12 protein-coding genes are annotated in these 25283 nt (G+C 64.2%); 5 read left to right on the top strand and 7 right to left on the bottom strand.

Annotation, left to right across the window (positions count from 1 at the left end; genetic code table 11):
* Window positions 1-8: 8 nt before the first annotated feature.
* The 7 genes from AC0L3E_RS14375 to AC0L3E_RS14345 form a co-directional block, all read right to left on the bottom strand.
* Entirely contained in the window at window positions 9-1049 is a 1041-nt protein-coding gene (locus AC0L3E_RS14375) for a sulfate/molybdate ABC transporter ATP-binding protein (protein ID WP_127381770.1), read from the bottom strand.
* A gap of 13 nt (window positions 1050-1062) precedes the next feature.
* Window positions 1063-1947 carry a sulfate ABC transporter permease subunit CysW gene (gene cysW / locus AC0L3E_RS14370; protein WP_127270916.1) on the bottom strand — a complete coding sequence of 295 codons (885 nt, stop codon included), beginning with the start codon at window positions 1945-1947 and terminating at the stop codon, window positions 1063-1065.
* Window positions 1940-2791, bottom strand: coding sequence for a sulfate ABC transporter permease subunit CysT (gene cysT, locus AC0L3E_RS14365; protein ID WP_013530875.1), 852 nt, complete (start codon window positions 2789-2791; stop codon window positions 1940-1942). Before cysT ends, cysW begins: the two co-directional genes overlap by 8 nt.
* Window positions 2792-2812: 21 nt before the next feature.
* On the bottom strand, window positions 2813-3838 hold the full coding sequence (locus tag AC0L3E_RS14360) for a sulfate ABC transporter substrate-binding protein (protein ID WP_127271865.1): 1026 nt from the start codon (window positions 3836-3838) through the stop codon (window positions 2813-2815).
* Between the two features lie 220 nt (window positions 3839-4058).
* A complete protein-coding gene (locus AC0L3E_RS14355; protein WP_473605008.1) occupies window positions 4059-4811 on the bottom strand; it encodes a M15 family metallopeptidase in 753 nt (250 codons plus the stop codon).
* A gap of 60 nt (window positions 4812-4871) precedes the next feature.
* Complete coding sequence (pbpC, locus tag AC0L3E_RS14350; protein WP_127395669.1) at window positions 4872-6962, bottom strand: penicillin-binding protein 1C; 2091 nt, start codon at window positions 6960-6962, stop codon at window positions 4872-4874.
* Window positions 6963-7174: 212 nt separating this feature from the next.
* Window positions 7175-12673 carry an alpha-2-macroglobulin family protein gene (locus tag AC0L3E_RS14345; RefSeq protein WP_473605007.1) on the bottom strand — a complete coding sequence of 1833 codons (5499 nt, stop codon included), beginning with the start codon at window positions 12671-12673 and terminating at the stop codon, window positions 7175-7177.
* A gap of 272 nt (window positions 12674-12945) precedes the next feature.
* Between AC0L3E_RS14345 and AC0L3E_RS14340 the strand changes: the two genes are divergently transcribed.
* From AC0L3E_RS14340 to AC0L3E_RS14320, 5 genes are all read left to right on the top strand, one after another.
* Entirely contained in the window at window positions 12946-14874 is a 1929-nt protein-coding gene (locus AC0L3E_RS14340) for an autotransporter assembly complex protein TamA (protein WP_473605006.1), read from the top strand.
* 3 nt (window positions 14875-14877) lie between these two features.
* The gene (locus AC0L3E_RS14335) at window positions 14878-20931 is read left to right on the top strand and encodes a translocation/assembly module TamB domain-containing protein (protein ID WP_473605005.1); all 6054 of its coding nucleotides are present in this window, start codon (window positions 14878-14880) and stop codon (window positions 20929-20931) included.
* Window positions 20932-21197: 266 nt separating this feature from the next.
* Window positions 21198-22850, top strand: a complete 1653-nt coding sequence (locus AC0L3E_RS14330) for an ABC transporter substrate-binding protein (RefSeq protein WP_127381765.1) — start codon at window positions 21198-21200, stop codon at window positions 22848-22850.
* 227 nt (window positions 22851-23077) lie between these two features.
* On the top strand, window positions 23078-24112 hold the full coding sequence (locus tag AC0L3E_RS14325) for an ABC transporter permease (protein ID WP_027035014.1): 1035 nt from the start codon (window positions 23078-23080) through the stop codon (window positions 24110-24112).
* Between the two features lie 12 nt (window positions 24113-24124).
* Complete coding sequence (locus AC0L3E_RS14320) at window positions 24125-25282, top strand: ABC transporter permease (RefSeq protein ID WP_027035013.1); 1158 nt, start codon at window positions 24125-24127, stop codon at window positions 25280-25282.
* Window position 25283: the final 1 nt, after the last annotated feature.

The raw sequence follows: 25283 nt of genomic DNA, 5'->3' as shown, positions 1-25283 counted from the left end.
CCAGAGGATCAAGCCGCAGGAAAAAGCTTCCAGCGTCCGGGGCGGAACGCCACCCGGCTTTTCTGCGCTGCAGGGTGGTCGACAGGCAGTTCGATTTCGACCCGCTGGCGCTCTCCGCCTATCTCAAGCTCGACCCGGCGCGTGCCGGCCACGCGGCGGCTGGCGGCGACCGTGCCGGCGATGCAGCCGCTGCAGCCGTCCAGCAATTCGACATCGTGCGGGCGGAAGTAGAGCGTCGCATCGCCCGAGGGCTCGTTGGGCGCGGCAAGCCCGATCGGACGGTCGGCGAGCCAGATTTCGCCATTCTCGACCTTGACGGGAAGCGAGCTCGATTCACCGATGAAGCCGTAGACGAAGGGCGAGTTCGGCGTGTCGTAGATATCGTCGGCGGTGCCGACCTGCTCGATGCGGCCCTGGCTCATCACGACGACGCGGTCGGCAAGCTCCAGCGCCTCTTCCTGGTCGTGGGTGACGAAGACGGTGGTGTGGCCGGTGGCGTCATGGATTTCGCGCAGCCAGCGGCGCAATTCCCGGCGCACCTGCGCGTCAAGCGCGCCGAACGGCTCGTCGAGCAGCAGCACCTTGGGCTCGATCGCCATGGCGCGCGCCAGCGCCACGCGCTGCCTCTGACCGCCGGAGAGCTGCGCCGGATAGCGCTTTTCGAGCCCTGAAAGCTGGACGAGGTCCAGAAGCTCGGAGGCGCGACGGCGGATCTCCTGCGCCGGCGGGCGCGACGGTCCGTGCCGGACCTTCAGGCCGAAGCCGATATTGTCCGCCACCGTCATGTGCCGGAACAGCGCATAGTGCTGGAAGACAAAGCCGACATTGCGCTCCTGGATGGACTTGTGCGAGGCGTCCTCGTCGCCGAAGAATATCTTTCCCCGTGTCGGCCGCTCCAGCCCGGCGATCAGCCTGAGCAGCGTCGTCTTGCCGGAACCGGACGGTCCCAGCAACGCGATCAGTTCGCCCGACTTGATGTCGAGCGACACGTCGTGAAGCGCCGGAAACCGGTCAAACTCCTTGCGCACGTTGGCAACGCGAACTTCCATAGTGGTCCCTTTGTCAGTGCCCGCGTGTCGCGGCGATCTCGGCGCCGTAGCGCATCTCGAGAAGTGTTTTCAAGACCAGCGTGACGAGCGCTAGGCCCGCAAGCAATGAAGCGACGGCGAAGGCACCGACGGCGTTGTACTCGTTGTAGAGGATTTCGACATGCAGCGGCATGGTGTTGGTCAGGCCGCGTATGTGGCCCGACACCACCGATACCGCGCCGAACTCGCCCATGGCACGCGCATTGCACAGGAGCACGCCGTAGAGCAGCCCCCATTTGACGTTGGGCAAGGTCACGTACCAGAAGGTCTGCCAGCCATTGGCGCCGAGCGAAAGCGCTGCCTCCTCGTCGCCATTGCCTTGCTCCTGCATCAGCGGGATCAACTCGCGGGCGACGAAGGGGAAGGTGACGAAGATTGTGGCCAGCACGATGCCCGGCACGGCAAACAGGATGACGATGCCATGCGCTTTCAGCCAGGTGCCGAGCAGCCCCTGGGCGCCGAACAGAAGCACATAGACGAGGCCCGATATGACCGGCGAGACCGAGAAGGGGAGGTCGATCAGCGTGGTCAGGAAGGCCTTGCCCTTGAACTCGAACTTGGCGATCGCCCAGGCGGCGGAGATGCCGAAGACGATGTTGAGCGGCACCGAGATCGCCGCCACCAGCAGCGTCAGCCGGATCGCCGAGCGCGTGTCGGCACTGCCGAGCGCTTCGGTGTAGGCACCGATGCCCTTGGCGAAGGCTTCGTTGAAGACGATGATCAGCGGCAAGAGCAGGAAAATGCCGAGGAAGGCGAAGGCGACGGCCATCAGAGCCAGGCGCGCAGGGCGGCTTTCCGTGACCGCCGCCGACTGGCTTTCATGATGCGGTTCGTAGGATTTGATCTCCGGGTCAGCCATAGCGCTTGCGGCTCCATGACTGTGCGAGATTGACGACCAAAAGCATGATGAACGACAGAGCGAGCATGATCGCCGCGATCGCTGTCGCCGCCGGATAATTGTATTCCTCCAACCGAATGACGATCAGCAGGGGTGCGATTTCTGATTTGTAGGGCAAGTTGCCGGCGATGAAGATGACCGAGCCGTATTCGCCGACGCCACGCGCGAAGGCGAGGGCGAAGCCGGTGACGATGGCCGGCGCCAAGCCCGGAAACAGGATGCGGGTGATGATCTGGAAGCGATTGGCGCCCAGCGTGGCGGCGGCTTCCTCCACTTCCTTGTCGATCTCCTCCATGATCGGCTGCACGGTGCGCACGACGAAGGGCAGGCCGATGAAGATCAGCGCGATGACGATACCGAGCGGCGTATAGGCGACCTTGATGCCGAGCGGCATCAGCAATTTGCCGATCCAGCCGTTCGGCGCGTAGAGCGTGGTCAGCGCGATGCCGGCCACAGCCGTCGGCAGGGCGAAGGGCAGGTCGACCATGGCATCGACGATGCGGCGGCCGGGGAAACGGTAGCGCACCAGCACCCATGCGACCAGCGTGCCGAAGACGACGTTGACCGCAGCCGCGACGAAGGCGGTGCCGAAGCTGATTCTCAGCGCATTGATGGTGCGGCGATCGGTGGCGATCGCCCAGAATTCAGGCCAGCCAAGGGCGGCCGAGCGCCAGAGCAGCCCGGATAGCGGGATGAGGATGATGAGGGTGAGGTAGGCAAGCGAGAAGCCGAGCGTCAATCCGAAACCCGGAATGACGCTCGGCTGCCTGAATCGCCACCCCGCCTGGGCGGGTGCTGTGGTCATGTCGTCCTGAATATCGACTGCTTACTGGGGCTTGTAGATCTGGTCGAATATACCACCGTCGCCGAAATGATAAGGCTGTGCTTTTTTCCAGCCACCAAACTGTGGATCGTCGATGGTTACGAGCTTGATCGGCGGCAGCTTGGCGAGGTCCTCGGCCGGCACCAGATCGGGCTTGGCAGGACGATAATGGTTCTTGGCGATGATCGTCTGCGCTTCTTTGGAATAGAGCCAGCTCAGATAGGCTTCGGCGACCTTGCGCGTGCCCTTGGCATCGACATTGGCGTCGACCACCGCCACCGGCGGTTCTGCCAGGATGGAGGTCGGCGGGTAGACGATGTCGAAATTATCGGCACCGAACTCGTCGAGCGCCAGATAGGCCTCGTTTTCCCAGGCGATAAGCACATCGCCAAGACCCTTTTGCGCGAAGGTCACGGTCGAGCCGCGCGCGCCGGTGTCGAGCACCGGAGCATTGGCGTAGAGCTTGCCGACGAATTCCTTGGTCTTGGCCTCGTCGCCGCCGTCATTGGCGTTGGCGTAGGCCCAGGCGGCGAGATAGTTCCAGCGCGCGCCGCCGGAGGTTTTGGGATTGGGCGTAATCACCTGGACACCGTCCTTGACGAGGTCGCTCCAGTCGTGAATGCCTTTGGGATTGCCCTTGCGGACGAGGAAGATGATGGTCGAGGTGTAAGGCGCTGAATTGTTTTCGAATTTGGTGCGCCAGTCCGGATTGATCTTCTTCGCCTTCGAGACGATGGCGTTGATGTCGCCTTCAAGTGCCAGCGTCACCACATCGGCGTCGAGGCCATCGATCACGGCGCGGGCCTGGGCGCCCGATCCGCCATGCGACTGCTGGACGGTGACGGTCTCTCCGGTCTCGGCCTTCCAATGCGCGACGAAAGCTTCGTCATAGGCCTTGTAGAGCTCGCGTGTCGGATCGTAGGACACGTTGAGAATGGTGGTATCGGCAAACGCGAAACCGAGCGTGCCGAACTGGACAGATGTGGCGACCAGTGCGCCGAGCAGTTTCCTGAAATGAGGTTTGGTCATTTCTGCCTCCGTTGAACCCGCGCCAAATCTACCGAATTGGTAGAAATTAGATGCATTCAATGTTGCCTTTTTTGCCCCTCTTGAGAAAATGTTCGACGCTATTTCGCCGTTAGGAGAAATATTTTCCTCTTGCGGCCTAAGGAAGAATCCATGGCCCGGCCACTCAGCCTATCTAGCAAGGGGCGGTGCCGAGGCAAGGTGTGGAATTTGGTCGGGTGCATCAATCTGCGGTGATGGGAAAGTCGAAACGCTGTCTGGCGAACGGTTCGCTTTTCAGCGTGAAGTGCCACCATTCCCTTGCATAGTTCTTGAAGCCGCCGGCGCGCATGGCGTCGACAAGCATCTTGCGGTTTGCCGCCGCTTCAATGGCAAGGCCGCGGTGGGCGGTTTCGCTCATCGGATCAAAGCAGTCGAAACCGGTGCCGAAATCGAGCGTGTCGGCATCGCCCGCGCCGCAGGCCGGGTTCGGGCTGGACCTGCGGTCCGTCCGGGCGACGGCGACATCGACGGTCGAGCCACGTGAATGGGTCGATAGTTCTCCGACATAACCCTTGGCGATCAGCTCACTGCGCCTGACCTTCGGATACCATTGTGGATCGGGCGACCCGCCATCGCGCGTCCATTCATTCATGTCGGCGACGGCGCGGGCAGGGCGGTAGCAATCGAACAACACCAGGGTCAGGCCTTTGGCGGCGATCGCTTTCTGGACGGCGGACAGTGCCTTTGCCGCCTGCTCGGTGAGGATGCAGGCCGGGGCGTCATAGCCGTCCACCTTGCGATGCAGAAAATTGTCCGATCCGGCGTAGCGTATGTCCTGGCGGATCGAGGGATCGACATCGGCGAGCCGGACGAAGCCGGCGGGCAGGGCATCGGCCAAAGCGGGGAGGGTGGTTGCCGTGACAAAGATTGTTGCTGCCAGTGCTGAGGCTGCCGACAAGAACGGATTGCGCGAGGGGTGCCTTGGAACAACCATGGGCAAGTGTCTGCTATCCTCTGCCTTGGAAAGCTAAGCCTATGAATCGCTTGCAGCCGTCTATTCGACAAACACCTTCACACTCGCCGCACGCCCTGCTGCGTCGATGACGGTCAGCGTCGAATAGCCGGCGCCGTCGGGCTGCCAGGTCGCGGTGCGGCGACGATCGATGCCTGCCAGCGGCTTGCCGTTGGCGAGCCAGCGGAACGGCGCACGGCCGCCTTGCAGCTTCAGCACCAGTGGCGAGGCGTCGGCCGAATTGGTGCCGAGATCGACGCGGGCGCCGTCAGGCGGGAAGATGATGGTCGGTGCGGGTTCGCTCACCGTCGCCTGCACCAGGCCATCCGACCCGGCGCCGAAGCGGGCGAGCGTCACCGGCAGGTCCTCGCGTCTGGGGCTGAACATGCCGGGCGGTTTGCCCGGCAAGGGGACGGTGGCGAGGCCCGAGCGGACAAAACCCTCGAACAGGATGGGAGCGGCCGAGACATAGCCGGAAAGGCCGGGCACCGCGCCGGCATCGGGGCGGCCGACCCAGACGCCCAGCACGTAGCGGCCGTCGAAGCCGACCGACCAGGCGTCGCGGTATCCGTAGGACGTGCCGGTCTTGTAGGCGATGCCGCGCTGCAAGGCCCCCTCGGGCGGCTTGACGCCTGACAATATGTCGATGATCTGCCAGTTGGCCTGACCGTCGAGGATGGTGGCGCTGGTGCGCTCGGCATCGGCAGGCTCGGTGCCGTCATGCAGCGTGTGCGTCTTGCCGCCATTGGCGAGCCCTGTGTAGAGCTGGACGAGGTCGCGCAATGTCACCCCGACGCCGCCAAGACCGATGGCCAGGCCCGGGGCTTCGTTGACCGGCAGTATGGGGCTGACGCCGGCCTGGCGGAAGCGCGCCATCAGCCGCGTTGGCCCGACCGCGTCGAGCACGCGGATCGCCGGCACATTGAGCGACAATTGTAGCGCTTGCCGGATGCTGACATCGCCCTGGTAGCCCATGTCGAAATTCTTCGGCCGGTAGCCGGAGAAATCGACGGGGCTGTCGTCGATCAGCGTTTCCTGCGCCACCAGGCCCTGTTCGAAGGCCAAACCGTAGATGAAGGGCTTTAGCGTCGAGCCTGGCGAGCGGACGATCTTTGTCATGTCGATCCAGCCGGAGCGGCTTGCGTCGAAGAAATTGGCCGAGCCGACTTCGCCAAGGATGTCGCCGGTGCGGGAGTCGGCCAGCACCATAGCGACCGACAGGCGGGGGCCGAGCTTGGTGGCCGCGTCCCTCGCCACCTGTTCCAGCCCCTCCTGGACGCTCTTGCGGATCGTCAGCTGCAAGGGCTGGCCGGGGACGGCCTTGGGCAACATCGCATAGGCGGCGTGCGCGGCGAGCGCCGGCAGCGTGCGGCGCAGGTCCGAGACATCGTCGAGGGCGGCCCGTGCGGCCTCGCGCTCGCCGAGCAGGCGGGAGGAGACCATTCGGGTCAGCACCCGGTCGCGGGCGGCGTGGGCGATCTTCAAATTGCGGTCGGGCCGGCGCTTTTCCGGCAGTTGCGGCAGAGCGACGAGCAGGGCGGCCTCGGAAACGGTGAGCCGTTTCGGCTCCTTGCCGAAATAGGCGAGCGAGGCGGCGCGCACGCCTTCCAGATTGCCGCCATAAGGCGCCAGCGTCAGGTAGCGTTCGAGGATCTCGCGTTTCGACAGCCGCCGCTCTATCTGGATGGCGCGCAGCATCTGCTTGACCTTGGAGCCGAGGCTGCGGCTTTCGCGCGGCTCGATCAGCCGGGCAAGCTGCATCGAAAGCGTCGAGCCGCCGGAGACGATGCGGCCGCTGGTGGCGAACTGGCCGGCGGCGCGGGCCAGCGCCAGCACGTCGACACCTTCATGGTCCCAGAAACGCTTGTCTTCGTAGGTGACCAGCATGTCGACGAACTGCTTGTCGACCTGGTCGAGGCGGGTTTCGAGCCGCCAGTAGCCGTCCGGCGTGGCGAAGGCGCGCAACAATTCGCCGTCGCGGTCCTGGACTTCGGTGGAGACCGTGAGTTCGGCTGGAAGCGGGGGTGGGAAGGCACGGTCGAGCGCCCAGAGGGTGGTGGCGGCAATTGCGGTGAGTCCAATGAGGGAGGCTCCTGCAACGGCCGTGCGACGAAGGAACTTCTTGGAAAGCATGGCGCCGCCCCTCATCCGGCTGCCGCCACCTTCTCCCCGTATAGTGACGGGGAGAAGGGGGCTATGGCATGCATCGGCGCCTTTGCTGCAACGTTCAAAGCTGGCGAAAGCCTTGGTGCAGGCCTCTTTCTCCCCGTCACTATACGGGGAGAAATGCCCGGCAGGGCAATGAGGGGCAGCACAAGCCTCACTTTCATATTCGCCAAGGCGCCTTACGGCGCCTTGACCTCCATCATGCCGGTGGCGGTGCGGGCCGAATATTGCGGCCGGTACATGTCCTCCACCGTTGCCGCCGGGTGCGCATAGGTACCAGGCGTCACCGCGCGCACGACATAGGCGAGCGTCAGATTGTGGTCATGATCGCCGTCGGCCGGGTTGAACGCCGCGACGAAACGGTCGTCGCGGAATTCGAGATGCGCGGCATCGGTCTGCGCCAGCCACGAGAAGTTCGTCAACTGGGCGCTGGAGACCAGGCCGGGATTGTCGATCTGGAAGCCGGCCGGCAACAGGTCGGTGACCAGCAGGCGCGACGGCCATTTGTTCTGCTCGTTGACCTTGAGCACGACGACATAGCGTTCGTTCTGCGTCGCCTCGGTGACATTGGCCTCGGTGCCGTCGAGCTTGTAGTAGGTGCGGTTGATGGTGAAGCCGTCGCCGCCGGCCGGCAAGGGCTGGACCGGCGACGCCACGGTGGTGACGACGGCCTGCAGCGGGGTCTTGCCGGTGTTGGCGATGGTCAGCGGGCTGTCGGCCAGGTCAGAGCCTTCCACCTGGTTGGAGTAGCCGCCGGAATGCGCCGCGCCATTGACGGCCAGCGTGATTGTATCATTGCCCTCCTTCAGCGCGCGGGCCGCCAGCAGCATCCAGGATTCGTCCTGGGTGGTGGTCCAGCGGGCTTCCGCGCGTTCCCTGGTCACCAGCTTGATCAGTTCCGGCACGATGGTCGGCACCGGCTTCGATTCCGCCGCCAGCGCCAGCATCGCCGCGCCATCACGCAGCCGCGAACCGTAGTCGGAGCGGTAGTAGTCGTAGTCGGTGGTGGACTTTGCCAACTGCAAGGCGGTCTTGAAGGTGGCTTCGGCGCGCGGTGTATCGCCGTAGAGCGCCAGGCTTGCCGCCAGCTGGGCAACGGCCATCGGGCTTGAGAAAGCTTCGAGTTGGGTATCCGCATAGTAGCGCAGGTCGCCGATCGAGGCCTTCTTGTTGCGGGCCAGAACGTAGAGGGCGTAGGCGATCTCGCTGCCACGGTCCTGCACGCTCTGGTCGTAGCCGAGCGAGTTCTGCAAATTGCTCAGCGCCTGGTTCATGGCCAGGCTCGGCACGTCGTATTTCTGCTCGCGCGCCCTGGTCAGGAAGTCGGTGACATAGGAATCAAGCCACAGATCGCCGGAGCCCGGACCCCACAGGCCGAAGCTGCCGCCCGAGGCCTGATAGCTCAGAACCTTATAGATGGCGTCCTGGATGCGGCTATGGATATCGGGATCGCTGGCCATGCCGACGCCGGAAGCCAACTCATTGACGTAGAGAAGCGGCATGGCGCGGCTGGTGGTCTGCTCGGCGCAACCATAGGGGTAGCGGTCGAGCGTCATCAGCAGCGACGGCACGTCGAAGGCGGCGGCCTGCGAAACGCCGACGCTGACGGAGGCGCCGTTGAGCAGGCTGGCTGCCAGCAGTTCCTTGTCGACGCGTAGCGCGCCGCCATTGCCCTTGAGGTCGACCACCAGCCGGGTGGTCACCGGCAATTGCGCCGGGCGCACCGGCACATAGAGTGTCTGCTCGACCTTGGTGCCGTCGGCATGGGCAAGCTTGATGGTGAGCGAGGCATTGCCGGCCGTCTGAGCGATCAGCGGCACGGTCAGCGTCTGGCGCTTGCCCTGGGCGAGCGTCAGCTTCTGGGGCAGGGGCTTGTCGCCGGTCGACAGGTCACCCGTCGTTTCGATCGAGAACGCATAGTCGCCGGCCGGACCATCGGTGTCGGCGACGTCGAGGCGCATGACGGCGGCGTCACCAGGCGCCAGGAAGCGTGGCAGGCCAGCGGTGATCACGATGGGATCGCGCACGATGACATCGGACTGGGCGTGGCCGACCGCATCCTTGGTCCAGGCGACGGCCATGACGCGCACGGTGCCGTTGAACTGCGGGATGTCGAAGTCGACCCGCGCCTTGCCGCCGGCATCGAGTTCGACGATGCCGGAGAAGAAGGCGACCAGTTTTTCGGTCGGCGGGTTGCCTTGCGCCTGCATGTTGGCGCCGTCGCCGCCGGTCCTGAGCTTGCCGGTGTTGCCGAGCGAGCCGTCGATCAGGCGGCCGTATATGTCGCGGATTTCCATGCCCAGCATGCGCTGGCCGAAGAACCAGTTCTCCGGATCCGGGGCCTTGTAGTTGGTCAGGTTGAGGATGCCGACATCGACGGCGGCAACCATGACGTAGGCATTGCTTCCCGGCTGCACGCCGGCGACCGAAACCGGGATCGACAGCTGCTGGCGCGGCATGGTCTTGTCCGGCGGCGTCAAGGTGATGGCGAGCTTTTTCGAGCCCGGATCGACCTTCAGCCATTTCACGCCGATGGCGCGGGCCGGCATGCGCGTTTCCTGCGCATCGCCCGGCCGGAAGAGGGTTGCCGTGACATAGGCACCGGCACCCCAATCGTCGCCGACCGGTATGTCGACCGTGCTGCCGCCGGCCGGCACGGATGCCGTGACGGTCTTCAACAGTTTGTCGGAACCGATGTTGATGAGAAGTTCGCCGGCAAAGTGCGGCGAGACTTTCAGCCTGGCCACTTCGCCGGCGGCATAATTGTCCTTGTCGAGGGCGATTTCGAGGCCGTCAGGCGTTTCGGTGGTGGTCGAGGAGACATACCAGCCGGCATCGAACTCGTAGCTTGTCGCCGGTCCCTCGGGATCCGATGTCTCGACCTCGAGGCGGTACTGACCCCAATCGACCGGCACGGAGACCGTCGCGCCGCCGTCGGCGCTAAGGTCGACCTGGCCGTTGGCGATCGACTTGGTGAAGGTGACCGGCTCGTAGTTCCAGGAATTGTTGGAGCGGTACCACTGGTAATTGCGTTCGACCTTGACCAGCGTCCACTGCGCGCCTTTCAGCGCCTCGCGCTTGCCGTCGGGATCGACGGCGATCAGGCTGAACTTGGCGGTGCCGCCCTGCGGCACTTCATTGTCGGCGAAATCCGGACGGATGCCGATCATATGGCCTTGCGGGCGGATGCCGATGTTGAGCGAACGCTCGATGGCGCGGCCGCCGGTTTCGCGCATCCTCACCGTCACCTTGGCGTCGACCAGCTTGGTGGTCGAGGGCAGTTGGTCGACGGAGACCGGGAAGGTCACCTTGCCGTCATCGCCGACCACCGGCAGATCGGCGAGGGGAGTGACCGTGGGTTCGGCCGACTGCTCGTCGGCGAGACCGAAGGAAAAGCCCTGGAAGCGGTCCCAGTCGCGCGACGTCGACAGCGTCAGTTCGCCTTCCAGCGCCAGGCCCGCCGCCGGCGCGCCATAGAGGAAGCGGCCGTCAATGTCGATGTTGGCGGTTTCGCCCTGGGCGATTTCCTGCTTGTCGGCCTTCATGTCGAATTCGATGCGATCCGGCACGAAATCCTCGACCAGGAACATCTGGCTGGCCACCGCCGGCTGCTTGGGATCGGTGTAGATCGACACCGACCAGGTGCCGCGCATGGCGTTGGGTGCGAGCGGCAGGTCGACGGCATGGCCGCCGGCGGAAGCGCCGTCGCTGACGATGCGGCGGTCCTCGACGCCGTCGGGGCGCGAGAAGATGAAGGTCAACGGCAGGTTCTCGACCGCCTTGGCGGCGCCGTCGCGGGCAAGCGCCGCGACATGAACATCTTCGCCGGCGCGGTAGATGCCGCGTTCGGTCCAGGCATAGACGTCCAGCGCACCTGGCGCCGCGCGCCCGGTGACGCCGCGGTCGGACAGGTCGAAGCCGGCCCGGCCCATATCTAGAAAGACGAAATCATTGTCGCCCTGCTTGGCCATCAGCACGGCCGGCACCATGCCGCCGTCGCCGCGCGTCAGGCCGGGGTTGAAGACGGCATGGCCGTCGGCATCCGATGTCGCCGTGCCGAGAACCTCATTGTTCCTGGCAACCAGCGTCAGTTCGGCGCCGGCTATCGGCTTGGCGCTGCCCAGTGAACGCGCAAAGACGTTGAGCCCGTCCTGCCCCGTATAGGTCGACAGGCCGATGTCGGAGACGACGAACCATTGCGTGGCCATCGAATTGTAGTTGTCGCTCTTGTCGTTGACGGCCTGCGCGGTCAGCACGTAGACGCCGGGCTTGCGCTGCGGCACCGCCTCGTCGACCGGGAAGGAGGTGGTGACCTCCTTGTTGAGATCATTGGCGATGTCGAGCTGGCCTTGCCAGACCGGCGCGCCCATCTGCTCGGAAATGTTGGAGATGTCGTAGCCGTCGAGCTGGTGCAGGAACTGGTAGCCCGACAGAAGCTGGGCCAGCGAACGATCGCCGACGCGGTAGAGCTTCATTTCGGCGGCATTCATGTTGACGGTGACGATCGGAATGCCGCGGCGCGCGCCGGCCGGCAGCACGAAGCTGTCACCGGTGAAGCGGGCGGACGGTGCGCGGTCCTGGACATAGATCGACAGCACCACGGGGGCCGCGGTCACTTCGCCGATTGCCGCCGGCAGGCCGGCGCGGAAGGTGACGTCGTAATGCTGACCATGCTCCAGCCCTTCGACGCAGATTTGCTTGTCCTTGGCCTCGACGCCCTTGGGTGGCGCGTTGTCGACGGTGACGAACGGCGCGTAGTCGACGCCGGTCTTAACCAGATCCTCGGAGAATTGCGCGCAGATGCGCGGCGCGCTGGTGTCGGCGTCGATGGTGTGGTCGATAACGCGGAAACCCTTGCGCGCCTTGAGATCGGCATAGTCGGCCTGGACCGCCGGCGAAGGGTTCAGCGCAAGGCTGGCCTCATAGGCCTGCAGCGCCGGCCGGTAGAGATCGCGCTTGTCGAGCCCGTTGCCGAGCAGCGCCAGCACTTCGGCGCGCGTCTTGGTGGTGCGCAGCAATTTATAGGCATTGAAAGCGGCCGACGTGCCGTTCGCCGGCAAAGTGGATGCTTCGGAGGTGCTTGCGGCGGGCTGAACGGCCAGCGTTTCACGCGCCAGGTTGAGCCAGAGCTGGCCATCATCGGGCAGCACCGAGACCGCGGCCTCGTATTTCAGCATGGCGGAGCGGTGATCCCCGGTCAGCACGGCCTGTTCGGCGGCGTTCAGCAAGGCAGCCATGCCTTCGGTCGGCTTGTCATAGGCCGGGCCGAGCAGCTTGTTGCGGTATTGCTGGGCCTGATCGGCCATCCAGTTGGGGAAGAAAGCGAGTTCCGGCGGCGCGCCGATATCAGGATCGCCATCGATGTTGACGACCTTGCCCGCGACCGCGCCGTTGAAGGTTTTCAGCTGGTTGTAGTCGGATTTGAGGAAGCACCATTTGGCTTTTTTGTTGTAGGTGAAGGCGCGGCAGGCCGGGTCTCCCAGGCATGTCGTCTTGCACTGGTCGATTGTCACATTCTGGTCGGACCTGAGATCAAAGCCGAAATAATCGGAATTGTCCGTTGTCGCGATCCGCCGGGCCTCGGCCGCTTGCGCGGCGCTGCTCCAGGCCAGGACATTGGCCCAGGCAAAAAACAGGAGAATCAGAATCGAAAGACCACGAGCCGCGCGCATTGCCATAACACCCCTCCAGACACAGCTGACGTCCGGGCATGATCAAGCTTCAGTCAGGCTTGTCAACACGAGGACGCGGCAGGGTTCCGCCTGCCAACGGTTTCCTTTCCGGCCGATGACCGGTAGTACCTCCATAGGACAGGGGATCACGCTTTCTTGCGGCGACGCAAAAGGTGTGAATTCCAAGCCCGCCCTATTTCAGACAATTGGATTGTGGCCCCTTTACGAGCGCTTCAGAACTTCATTCCAATTTTAGTTTTGTAATCTAGGTTGTCTTAATGCCGGCGCATGAAGAGCAGATGTCAGGAGGTCGCGCGCCAGGGCGTGCGCTTCCGCGCGCCCTGCTGCTGGCCATGATGTGCTCGACCGTGCTCGTCGCCGAATCGCGGCCGGCGGCCGCTTTCGAGCTTTTCGGCATCAAGCTGTGGGGGTCGTCCAGCGACGAGGATGCCGATATCGTCGATCCCCTGCGCTACGCCGTTACCATTTCCGCCCCCGACGCCGACAAGGATCTGGTCAAGAAGCTCGAAAATGCCTCGGCGCTGAAGAGTGACGAGGAGCGTCCGGTTTCCGGCTCGCTCGGGCTGATGGCCAAGGCGCGCAGCGACCGCGAACAGCTTGTCGCCGCGCTCTATGCCGATGCCCGCTACGAAGGCGTCGTCACCGTCACCATCGACGGCAAGCCGCTCGACGATTTGCCGCCGGATGCCGAATTCAAGGGGCCGCAGCCGGTTCCCGTGGTGATCGACATCGCCAGCGGGCCGAAATTCACCTTGGGCAATATCCACCTCGAGGGCGACGCAGCGGGGCTGATGAGCGCCGATTATGGCTTGATATCAGGCGGCGATGCGGGATCCGGCGCTGTGCTCAAGGCCGAGGCGCTGATCGTGCGGACGCTGAAGGAGCAAGGCAGGCCGCTGGCAGAGGTAACCGACCGGCGGATCGTCGCCGACCATGCCACTTCGACGCTGGACGTGACGCTGACGGTCGCCGCCGGGCCGGTCGCCGGCTATGGCGACACAACGGTGGAAGGCACCGAAAAGGTCGACCGCGACTTCACCGAATACATGACCGGCCTCAAGCGCGGCCGGCAGTACTCGCCGCAAGAGATCGATGACGCGCGCGACCGGCTGCTGGCGCTCGAGGTCTTCAACAGCGTGACGTTCAAGGAAGCCGACACGCTCGATGCCGACGGCAACATTCCGATCGGCGTCCAGGTCAGCGAGCGCAAGCCACGCTATTTCGGCGTCGGCGGCACCTTCTCCAACACCGAGGGGCTGGGCCTGGAAGGTTATTGGGGCCACCGAAATTTGTTCGGCCGGGCCGAGAAGCTGCGCATCGACGGCAAGATCAGTGGCATCGGCAGCAATGATCTCGGCGAGCTCAACTACAATGCCGGCATCATGTTCGAAAAGCCGGGCGTGATCGGGCCGGCATCGAAGTTCTTCGCCGGCGTCAAGACGGTACTCGAACATCCTGACGCCTATGACCATTTCTCGGTCAAGGGCAGCACCGGGCTGTCCTACGAGCTGACCAAGAAGCAGACGGTTTCCGCCGAGGTGGCGCTCGATTATTCCCGCATCCACGACGCTTTCGGCAAGCACAAATACCTGATCGCCAGCATTCCGCTGCAATATGTCTATGACAACCGGGACAACCGGCTGAACCCGACAAGCGGCTTCCGGGTGCTGGCCTATGCCGAGCCCAGCTACGACATTTTGAGCGGTGCGGCGTTCCTGAAGCTGAGGGGCGAAGGGTCGGCCTATCAGTCGCTGGATTCGGCTTCGAAGTTCGTGCTGGCCGAACGTGTCGCCATCGGTTCGATCGTCGGCACCAGCCTCGAACATGTGCCAGCCGACCGGCGCTTTTATTCCGGGGGCGGCGGTTCGGTGCGCGGCTATGCCTATCAGGGCATCGGACCCAAGGACTTCACCGGCCAGCCGATCGGCGGCCTGTCCTTCTTCGAAACCTCGGTCGAGATGCGCATCGCCATCACCGATACGATCGGCATCGTGCCGTTCGTCGACGCCGGCACCGTATCGACCAAATCAGCTCCCGATTTCTCCGATGTCAAGGTCGGCGCCGGCGTCGGGCTGCGCTATGTCACGCCGTTCGGGCCACTGCGCATCGATGCCGCCGTGCCGCTCAACCGTGATCCGGGTGACCCGCATTTCGGCATCTATGCCGGCATCGGACAGGCATTCTGAGCGATGAAAACAGTCTGGCGCATCCTCCGCATTGTTTTCTACACGCTGCTGATCGTGGTCGCTGGCGCCATCGGGGCGCTGGTGGTGCTGACCAAGACCGAGCGCGGCCGCGACAATCTCGCCGGCATCATCTCGCGGCTGGCTTCGAACGACGATCGCAAGATCACGGTCAGCGGCATAGACGGCATCTGGTCCGGAGCGCTCAGCGTCGACCATGTCGTGCTGGAGGACCGCGAGGGCGCCTGGCTGGTGGCGCGCAAGGTCGCCGTCGACTGGTCGCCGCTGGCGCTGCTGTCGAAAAACTTCAGCGCCGACCGTATCGCTGCCGAGCGTATTGAGCTGGCGCGATTGCCGGTGGCCAGCACGCAGCCAGCGCCGAGCGGGGGCACGACGACGCTGCCGGTTTCCATCGACATCAAGCAGATCGACCTGCCCGAGATCGCGCTTGGCCAGCAACTGGCCGGCAGCGGCATCGCCGAGCTTGCGGCCAAGGGATCGGTCAAGGCCGATGCCGCGCCACTGGCGGTCGAGACGGTGCTCAACATCACCCGTCATGACGGCAAGCAAGGGAATGTCGACGCCAAGATCCACTTTGCGCCGGCGGACAACCGGCTCGACCTCGACCTCAAGGCCTCGGAGCCGGCAGGCGGCATCATCGCCAACCTGCTCAAGCTGCCCGACACGCCGCCGGTCGACATAAATGTCTCGGGCACGGGGCCACTCGCCAATTGGAACGGCATCGGCACGTTCTCGGTCGACGGCAAGATCGTCACCCAGGTGACGGGTCGCCACCAACTGACCGACAAGGGCAATCATATCGAGGCCAAGGGCGACGGCGATTTCGCTCGCTTCCTGCCTGAGAATCTCAAGCCGCTGTTTGCCGGCAAGACCAGTTTCGACATTGCCGGCACCGCCACATCGGCCGGTGGCGTCAGTGTCGACCGCGCCAACATCGACAGCGATGCGGTGCACGGCACCGCGACCGGCATTGTCGATCCTGCCGGCGCCAGCGACCTCTCGGTCGAACTCGCCGCCAAGGGGCCGCCCGTGGTGATCAGCGTCGGCAGCAAGGCGCAGCCGATCACGCTGGCGATCAGCAATGCCACCGCCCGCGCCTTCGGCGACGGCAAGGCGCCGATCATCGACATCGGCGCCTCCTTCGTCTCCATCGTCGCCGGCGGCACGCGGCTGGACGATCTGGCGGCCCAGATCCATTCCGACGGTTTTGACATCCAGAACCGCGCCGGGCCGGTCACCGTCAAGCTGGAGGCGGGCGGCCTCAACACCGACGTGGCGACGCTGGCGCCGCTGATCACCGGCAAGATCGATGTCGACCTGGCCGGGTCGGTCAGCAAGGACGCCATTGCCATCGACCAGGGCACGCTGCGTTCCGACGCGCTCAACGCTTCGCTGACCGCGACGGTGGCGCTTGCCGACCTGTCTATGCAGCTCAAGATGAACGCGGATGCCGTGGCGACGGCCTTTCCGCCGCAGATCGCCTCGGTGCTCGGCGCTAGGGTGAAATTCTCGGCCAGCGCGGCCCGCGATCCGCAGGGATCCTTCGCCGCCAATTCGATCGAATTCACCTCCGGCACGCTCAGCGCCGCCGGTACGGCCAGCATGCAGGGCACCGACATCCAAGCCGACATCAAGGGCAAATTGGGCGACGTTTCGGTGCTGTCGCCGACGGTCGGCGTGCCGGTCGCCGGCGGTATAGACTTCGAGCTGTCGGCAAGCGGCGCGATGACGGCGCCGGATTTCACGGTTACCGCCGATAGCGATAGCCTGACGGCATCGGGCCGCACGGTGGAGAGCATCAAGCTGACGGCTAGCGGCAAGGCCGATATCACCAGTCCCGCCGCCAACGTCTCGCTGACCGGCTCCGTCAACGACCAGCCGCTCGACATCAAGGCAGCGCTGGTGACAAGCGAGGGCAAGCGTTCGATCAACGGATTCCTGGTCTCGCTGGGCGACAACAAGGTCTCGGGCGATCTCGCGCTCGACGACAAGTACATGCCGCTCGGCACGCTGACGCTAGATGCACCTGCCATCGACCAGCTGGCCGCACTCGCTGGCCAGGCGGTGACGGGCGACATCGACGGCACTATCCGGTTTGCCAAGGAGGGCGACGCGCCCTCCGTTGCGATCGATGCGAAGAGCACATCGATCGCGCGTGGCGAGGTGACGGCCAAGGCCATCACCGTCAATGCGCTGATCGCCAATTATCTCAAGGCGCCGGCGATCGCGGGTACGATCAAGGCCGACAGCGTCACCTCCGGGACCACGGAAATCGGCGGCATCGGCGTCGACCTGAAGCGTGATGGCGACTGGACCAATTTTACCGGCGGCGCCACCATAGCGGGCATTCCGGCGACCGCTGCCGGCCGGGTGAAGATCGCCGACGGCACGACGAGCATCGAGATTGCCTCGGGCGAGGCGACGGTTCGCGGCATCAAGGCGGCAATCGCCCAGGCGTCGACACTAAGCATCGCCAACGGCACGACCAGCATCGAAAGGCTGACGCTCGACGTCGGCGGCGGCTCGGTGACCTTGTCCGGGACAGCTGGCCAGACGCTCGATCTCGCGGCGCAATTTTCGGCACTGCCCGCGGCGCTCGCCAATGGATTTTCGCCCGGCCTCGATGCTGTGGGCACGCTCAGCGGCACGGCTGGTGTGACCGGACCGCCGGCCGCTCCCGATGTCCGCTTCAATGCGCAACTGGCCGGTATCGAAACCAGCCAGACCCGGCAGGCCGGGCTCGGACTGCTCGCCGTCGATGCGGCCGGCAGCTACACGATTGCCGGCGGCGTGGTGCTCGATCGGGCGACGCTGACCGGCGACAAGATTTCCGGCAAGGCGACCGGCACCCTCAACCCGAACGGCGCCAGCGATTTCGCGCTCGATCTCATCTCATCCGGCCCCAGCCTGCCCCTGACTGTCGGCAGCGCCGAGAGCCCGGTCAAGATCGAGATCCAGTCCTTGTCGGCAAAGGTGGCGGGCGAGAGCACGCGGGCCCGCCTGGATATCTCCGCGATCCTGCCCTCGATCGTCACCAGTCCGGCGAGGGTGGAGGGGCTTGCCCTGGCGTTGCACTCGGATGCGTTCGATCTCAAGAACCGTGCAGGGCCGGTTTCCGGCACCGTGTCGGTGGACAAGGTCGGTCTCGACAATCCGGTGATCGCGCCGCTGATCGCCGGCAAGGTCACGGCAGCCGTCAGCGGCCGCCTGACGGCCGACCTGTTTGCCATCGACAGCGGCTCGCTCAAGAGCGATGCGCTGAACAGCCAGGTCGCCGGCCAGGTATCGCTGCGAGACGGTGCCATAGACCTCAACCTGAAGGCGGATGCCCCATCGTCGGCCTTGCCTGCGGCGGCGCGCGGCATGCTTGGCGAACGCGCTGAGATCAGCGCCACGCTGAAGCGCGACCCCAACGGCAGCATCAACATAGGCGGATTGAAGTTGACCTCGGGTGCGCTGACCGCCGACGGGCAAGCCAGCCTTGCCGACAACAAGGTGGCCGCCGACATCAAGGGCGCGCTGAGCGACATCTCGCTGCTGTCGAAGGATGCCAAGGGCGCCATCGCCTTCGCGTTGAACGCACAGGGGCCGGCCACGGCGCCGGATCTGTCACTGACGGTCGACAGCGACCGCCTTCTCGTGGCGGCGCGAGAGATCACCGGGTTGAAGCTGACCGCCACCGGCAAGGCCGACGCCGCCAATCCGGCGGCGAATGTGCAACTGACCGGCAATGTCGCCGGCCAGGCGCTGCAAGGCAGTGCGGTGCTGGCGACGGCGGACGGCAAGAGCGCCATCAACGGCCTGCTGCTGTCGCTCGGCAAGAACAGGATTTCCGGCGATCTGGCGCTGGACGAGAAGTTCGTGCCGGTCGGCACCATCGCGCTCGACCTGCCCGATATCGGCCCGCTGGCGGCACTTGCCCTGGAAAAGGCCGAAGGCGACGTGCGCGGCACGATCGCCTTTTCGAAGAACGGCACCGCACCGCAGGTCGCCATCAAGGCGGCGACAGCGTCGATCACGCGCGGCGACCTGCAGGCGAAAGCCGTCTCGATCGATGCGCTGGTCGCCAACTATCTGGCGGCGCCCGTGATCTCCGGAAAGATCCGCGCCGACACCGTCATTTCGGGCGGTACCGTGATCAGCGGCATCGATGTCGATTTGAAGCGCGACGGCGACTGGACCGGTTTTTCCGGCGGCGCAACCGTCAAGGGCATTCCGGCGCGGGCCGCCGGCCGGGTGAAAGTGGCAAACGGCACGACAACTATCGAGCTTGCCTCCGGCCAGGCGACCGTCCAGGGCATCAAGGCGGCCATTGCCCAGGCCTCGACCGTCAGCATAGCCAATGGCACGACGACGTTGGACAGGCTGGTGCTCAACCTTGGCGGTGGCACGGCGACGGTGACCGGCAAGGTCGGCACGGCGCTCGACATCAATGCGACGCTGGCGCGGGTGCCGATGTCGCTCGCCAACAGTTTTTCGCCGGGCCTCGACGCCGCCGGCTGGATTTCGGGCACGGTCAAGGTGACGGGCGCGCCGGCAAATCCCGCCATTGCCTTCAATCTCGACGCGGCGGGCGTGCAGACCTCGCAGACCCGCGGTGCCGGTGTCGGTGCGGTCAGTGTCTCCTCGTCGGGCACCTTCGGCGCCAACAAGCTGACCTTCAATGCCAATGTCAGCGATGGAGCCGGCCTTGGCGTCAAGGGCGGCGGCAGCGTGACGACGGCCGGGACGCCGGCGCTGGTGCTCGACTTCAATGGCGTCGTGCCGTTCGGCCTGCTCAGCCAGAAGCTTGCCGCGCAGGGCCTGTCGCTGTCTGGAACCGCCAATGTCAACGTGCAGGTGCGCGGTCCCGCGACATCGCCCGTCATCGGCGGCAGCGTCAGCACCTCGGGTGCGCGCCTTGTCGATGCGCGCTCCGGCCTCGCCGTCAACGATCTCGCCGCCGATGTCTCGATTGCCGGCGGCGTCGCCAGGATCAACCGGTTGACCGGAACGCTGTCGACGCGCGGCAGCCTGTCGGCCAGCGGCACGGTCGGCATCAACCCGGCGCAGGGTTTTCCGGCCGATTTGTCGATCAAGCTGGTCGACGGCCGCTATACGGACGGAAGGGTGGTGACCGCCAATCTCGGCGGCGACCTGACGATCAAGGGACCGCTGACCTCCGCACCGGTCATTGCCGGCACCGTCAATCTCGCCAAGACGGTGATCACCGTTCCGGACAAATTGCCGGGCTCGCTGGCGGCGCTCGACGTCAAGCACAAGAACGCGCCAGGTGCGGTAAAGGCGCAGGACAAGGCGCTGCGGCCGCCGACGACCAGCGGCAAGGGCGGCGGTAGCGGCCTTGCACTCGATGTCACGGTCAACGCGCCGAACCAGATCTTCATCCAGGGCAGGGGCGTCGATGCCGAACTTGGCGGCTCGCTGAAGCTGACCGGCCCGGCCTCGTCGCCGCAAGCGGTCGGCACCTTCACCCTGCAGCGCGGACGGCTGTCGATTCTCGGCAAGCGGCTGACCTTTACCGAAGGCACGGTCGGGTTTTCCGGCTCGCTGGTGCCTTATCTCAATTTGACGGCGACCACGACGACGACCGGCGCCACCGTCACCATCGTGGTGTCGGGCGAGGCGACCAATCCGAAGTTCACCTTCTCCTCCGTGCCGGCGCTGCCCGAGGACGAGGTGCTGGCGCAATTGATCTTCGGGCGCTCGATGTCGAACCTGTCGCCGCTGCAGATCGCCCAGTTGGCCGAGGCCGCCGGGCAACTGGCCGGCGTCGGCGGCTCGACGTCGCTGCTGGAAAACCTGCGCAGCGCCATTGGCGTCGACGACCTCGACGTCACCACCGACGACCAGGGCGGCACGGCGGTTTCGGCGGGCAAATACCTCAACGACCGCACCTATGTCACGATCCAGAAAGGCGACAAGCCGGGCTCGGGCAAGGCTACGATCGACCTCAATGTCGGGCGCGGCGTCAAGCTGCGCGGCGAGGCCAATGATGCCGGCGAAGCCAAGGGCGGCATCTTCTACGAGAAGGAATACTGATAGTTCGGCAGGACTTTTGGCCTCATGATGGATCGATTCTGGCGCTGTCCGGGCTGGAGTAAATGTCTCAGTTTAATCGACTACCGAGATTCCAGAAGAATCCGTCGGACAGTAGCAAATTTGCGCCAAGACTGTCGTTATCACGCGAACCGCTCCCCTTTCAAAGTTGCACATTCCCTAACATGTTCTCAATCCACGCCGTCTTTGACATCATGGCCTGGATGCGGAATGTTAAAAGGCGGAAAGCCAACAATGGGAGTTAAGTCATGACAATTTATAAGAGTAATGGCGATCGCGTTCCGGATCACATCCTGGCCATGGCCGAAGAAGCCAAGGCAGGCAAGGTGGACCGCCGCGAATTCCTGGCCATGGCCAGCGTCTTCGGCGCATCGACGGCAATGGCTTACGGCTTGCTCGGCCTCGCCGATCCGACTCCGGCGAAGGCCGAAGAGGTAAAGGGCAAGAAGGGCGGCACGCTGAAGATCGCCCAGTGGATCAAGGATCCCAAGGACCCGCGCAAGGCCGACTGGTCGGAAATCGCCAATGCCGAGCGCCAGGCGCTCGAGCCGCTGGTCAAGTACACGTCCGAATACACGTTCCGCCCTTATCTGCTGGAAAGCTGGGACGTCAACGACGATGCCACGCAGTACACGCTGCATGTGCGCAAGGGCGTCACCTGGTCGAATGGCGATGCCTTCACCTCCGCCGACGTCGTCTTCAACCTGAAGCGTTGGGCCGACAAGAAAGCCGAAGGCAACTCCATGCCAGGCCGTCTTGGCTCGCTGGTCAAGGACGACAAGCTCGACGAAAGCGCCGTGACCATGCCGGACGACCACACGGTCGTGCTGAAGCTCACCAAGCCGGACATCGCGCTGATTCCGAACATGTGCGACTATCCCGGCCTCATCGTCCACAAGACCTTCGATGAGAAGGGCGGCGACTTCAAGGCCTGCCCGATCGGCACCGGTCCGTTCGAACTCGTCTCCTACGATGTCGGTCAGAAGGTGGTCTACAAGCGCCGCACCGACGACAAGTGGTGGGACGGCGAAGTGTTCCTCGACGGCCTGGAATTCATCGATTACGGCACCGATCCGGCAGCCATGGTCAGCGCTTTCGAAGCCGGCGAAGTGCACACCAATTTCGAGACTTCGGCCGACTACGTGTCGATCCTAGACGGCATGGATCTGGTGAAGTCGGAGATCGTCACCGCGTCGACCATCGTCTGCCGCACCAACGTCAACAACAAGCCCTATGGCGACCAGAAGGTGCGCAACGCGCTGCAGCTTGCGGTCGACAACAATGTCGTCCTGCAGCTCGGCTACGGCAATGCCGGCTCGGTCGCCGAAAACCACCATGTCTGCTCGATCCATCCGGAATATTACGAGCTGCCCAAGGTTGCCCGTGATCCGGCCAAGGCAAAGGCGCTGATGGCGGAAGCCGGCCAGGCCGACTTCGAACACGAGCTGATCACTGTCGACGAAGACTGGCACAAGAATACCGGCGATGCGATCGCCGCCCAGATGCGCGACGCCGGCATCAAGGTGAAGCGCACCGTTCTGCCGGGTTCGACGTTCTGGAACGACTGGACGAAGTATCCGCTGTCGATGACCAACTGGAACATGCGCCCGCTCGGCGTCCAGGTTCTGGCCATCGCCTATCGCACCGGCGAGGCCTGGAACGAGGCCGGCTGGTCGAATCCGGACTGGGATGCCAAGCTCAATGCGGCGCTCGCCGTTGCCGACGCCGCCAAGCGCAAGGAAATGATGAAGGACATCGAGCAGATCCTGCAGGATTCCGGCATCATGATCCAGCCGTACTGGCGCAAGCTCTACAGCCACTCGGTCAAGGCGGTGCAGAACTACAAGATGCACCCGACCTTCGAGCGCGACTACGGCAAGGTCTGGCTCGAGCAGGCTTGATCGCATCGACATGGGGGAAGGGGCTCGCTCCCTTCCCTTGCTCTTTGCATCGTCCGTCCCTGCTGGTCCGCACTTTCTCAAAAAAGTTGCGGACTCGCGGGCAAGGCCATGCAACAAAAACAGGGTTGATCGCATCCGAAGGCCTGTTTGAGAGCCAGCCCCGCCGGTTACGGCAGGGTTGGCTTTCATAGCCGGCTCAAACCCCAACCCATCGGCAGGGGGCCGCCATGCTTTCCTTCGTTATCAGGCGTCTTGGTACCATGGCATTGACGATGCTGTGCCTGACCATGGTCGTCTTCTTCCTGATCAACCTCGAACCCAATCTGAAGAAGCTGGCGATCAGCCAGACCGAAATGCATACGTCGGCCGAGCAGCTCGAGAGCTGGCTGGTCAACCATGGCTACCGGCAGAACTTCTTCGTCCGCTATGGGCAGTGGCTGGGCGTGGTGCCCAAGCAACCTGTTACAGACCCGGCGACCGGCAAGCCGGCGCAGCGTTTCTCCTTCTGCAACGATCCGCTCGTGCCGACCTTCGCCGGCGTTTTCCAGGGCGATTTCGGCTGCTCGACCAAGTTCAAGGCGACCGTCGCCTCAAAGCTGTTTCCGGCACTCGGCGCTACGGGCATCCTGATGTTCTGGGTGCTGGTGGTGATGGTGCCGATCTCGCTGCTGATCGGCATTCTGGCCGGCATGCGCGAGGGGTCGCGAACCGACCGGGTGCTGTCCGTGGCGTCGATCGCCTCGACGGCGACGCCTGAATATGTGTCGGGCGTCATCTTCACTGTCATCTTCGCCTCATGGCTAGGCTGGCTGAACGGCTCGGCGGCTTCGGCCAGCCAGGGCATCACCTTCTACAATTTCACTTTGCCGGTGATGACGCTGGCGATCTACGGCATCGGCTACATCGCCCGCATGACGCGTGCTTCGATGGTCGAAGTGATGACGCAGCAATATATCCGCACTGCCAGGCTGAAGGGTCTTTCCTTCGGCAGCGTCGTGGTCAAACATGCCTTGCGCAACGCGCTGATCGCACCGTTCACCGTCATCATGCTGCAATTCCCGTGGCTGCTCACCGGCGTCGTGATCGTCGAGGTGATGTTCCGTTACCAGGGCTTCGGCTACACGCTGGTCGAGGCGGCCGGCAACAACGACATCGACCTTTTGCTCGGCTGCTCGCTGGTCTCGGTGTTCATCGTCCTGATCACGCAGCTCATTTCCGATGTCGGCTACGCGTTTCTCAATCCGCGTATCAGAGTTCAGTAGGGGGCGAAGCGGATGCCGGTTCAATACATCAGTGGCTTCACCATCGTTCTCGAAGTGCTGTCGCGCTTCTGGCCGGTCTGGATCGCGCTCGTCATCGTCATGGGCGCGAGCTTCGCCTACAAGAAGAAGCTGGCGCTCTACGGCCAGCTGTTCGACAGCGGCGTCGGCATCGTCGGCGTCGGCATCTGCCTGTTCTGGCTGTTCACGGCGATCTTCGCCGCGACCATTTCTCCCTTCGACCCGCTGGCCCAGATTCCCATCATGAAGGATGTGCTGCCGGGCGCCGTCGAACCGAAATCGGGGCTGACCTATCTGTTCGGCGGCGACAAGCTGGCGCGCGACGTGTTTTCGCGCATGGTCTATGGCAGCCAGATCGTGTTGATCATCGCGCCTGCGGCAACCGGCTTCGCGCTGATGGTCGGCATCACGCTCGGCCTGCCGGCCGGCTATTATGGCGGCAAGATCGACACCGTACTGTCGTTCCTGGCCAACCTCGTGCTGGCCTTCCCGGTCATCCTGCTGTTCTACCTTTTGGTGACGCCGGGCATCATGGACACGCCGATCCCCTATGGCATGGCCGGCGTCTTCTTCCTGTTCCCGATCATCTTTTTCAGCGTGCTGTTCTGGACCCGCTACAAGAACCGGCCCGACCGACTCTACATCCTGCTCGGCATCACCCTGATCCTCGGCGGCTGGATCTATGCCGGCCTGGTCTTCGACGCCGATCCGCTGAAGATCGTGCATATCGATCCCAACCAGCTCAACATCTTCGTGGCAGTGGTGTTCGCCTCCAGCCCCGGCGTGTTCCGCATCGTGCGTGGCCTGGTGATGGACATCAAGACGCGTGACTATGTGGCGGCCGCGCAGACGCGCGGTGAATCACCCTGGTACATCATGTTGTGGGAGATCCTGCCCAATGCGCGCGGGCCACTGATCGTCGACGCCTGCCTGCGCATCGGCTACACCACCATCCTGCTCGGCACGCTCGGCTATTTCGGCCTTGGCCTGGCACCGGAAAGTCCGGACTGGGGCACCGCGATCAAGGACGCCAGCCGCCTGCTGCGCTCCTTCATCCACCCGGCGTTGCCGCCGACGATCGCACTGATGTCGTTCGTGCTGGGCTTGAACCTGCTCGCCGACTCGCTGCGCGAACAATCGATGAAAGACTGAT

Source organism: Mesorhizobium sp. WSM4822, assembly GCF_055811155.1.
Note: the sequence above shows the minus strand (reverse complement) of the source record. Positions and strands in the feature narration are given on the sequence as shown.

Coding starts and splice junctions, on each gene's coding strand:
- AC0L3E_RS14375 (WP_127381770.1), bottom strand. CDS start 1,049: ATGGAAGTTCGCGTTGCCAACGTGCGCAAGGAGTTTGACCGGTTTCCG.
- AC0L3E_RS14335 (WP_473605005.1), top strand. CDS start 14,878: ATGAAAACAGTCTGGCGCATCCTCCGCATTGTTTTCTACACGCTGCTG.
- AC0L3E_RS14355 (WP_473605008.1), bottom strand. CDS start 4,811: ATGGTTGTTCCAAGGCACCCCTCGCGCAATCCGTTCTTGTCGGCAGCC.
- AC0L3E_RS14360 (WP_127271865.1), bottom strand. CDS start 3,838: ATGACCAAACCTCATTTCAGGAAACTGCTCGGCGCACTGGTCGCCACA.
- AC0L3E_RS14340 (WP_473605006.1), top strand. CDS start 12,946: ATGCCGGCGCATGAAGAGCAGATGTCAGGAGGTCGCGCGCCAGGGCGT.
- pbpC (WP_127395669.1), bottom strand. CDS start 6,962: ATGCTTTCCAAGAAGTTCCTTCGTCGCACGGCCGTTGCAGGAGCCTCC.
- AC0L3E_RS14320 (WP_027035013.1), top strand. CDS start 24,125: ATGCCGGTTCAATACATCAGTGGCTTCACCATCGTTCTCGAAGTGCTG.
- cysW (WP_127270916.1), bottom strand. CDS start 1,947: ATGGCTGACCCGGAGATCAAATCCTACGAACCGCATCATGAAAGCCAG.
- cysT (WP_013530875.1), bottom strand. CDS start 2,791: ATGACCACAGCACCCGCCCAGGCGGGGTGGCGATTCAGGCAGCCGAGC.
- AC0L3E_RS14325 (WP_027035014.1), top strand. CDS start 23,078: ATGCTTTCCTTCGTTATCAGGCGTCTTGGTACCATGGCATTGACGATG.
- AC0L3E_RS14330 (WP_127381765.1), top strand. CDS start 21,198: ATGACAATTTATAAGAGTAATGGCGATCGCGTTCCGGATCACATCCTG.
- AC0L3E_RS14345 (WP_473605007.1), bottom strand. CDS start 12,673: ATGGCAATGCGCGCGGCTCGTGGTCTTTCGATTCTGATTCTCCTGTTT.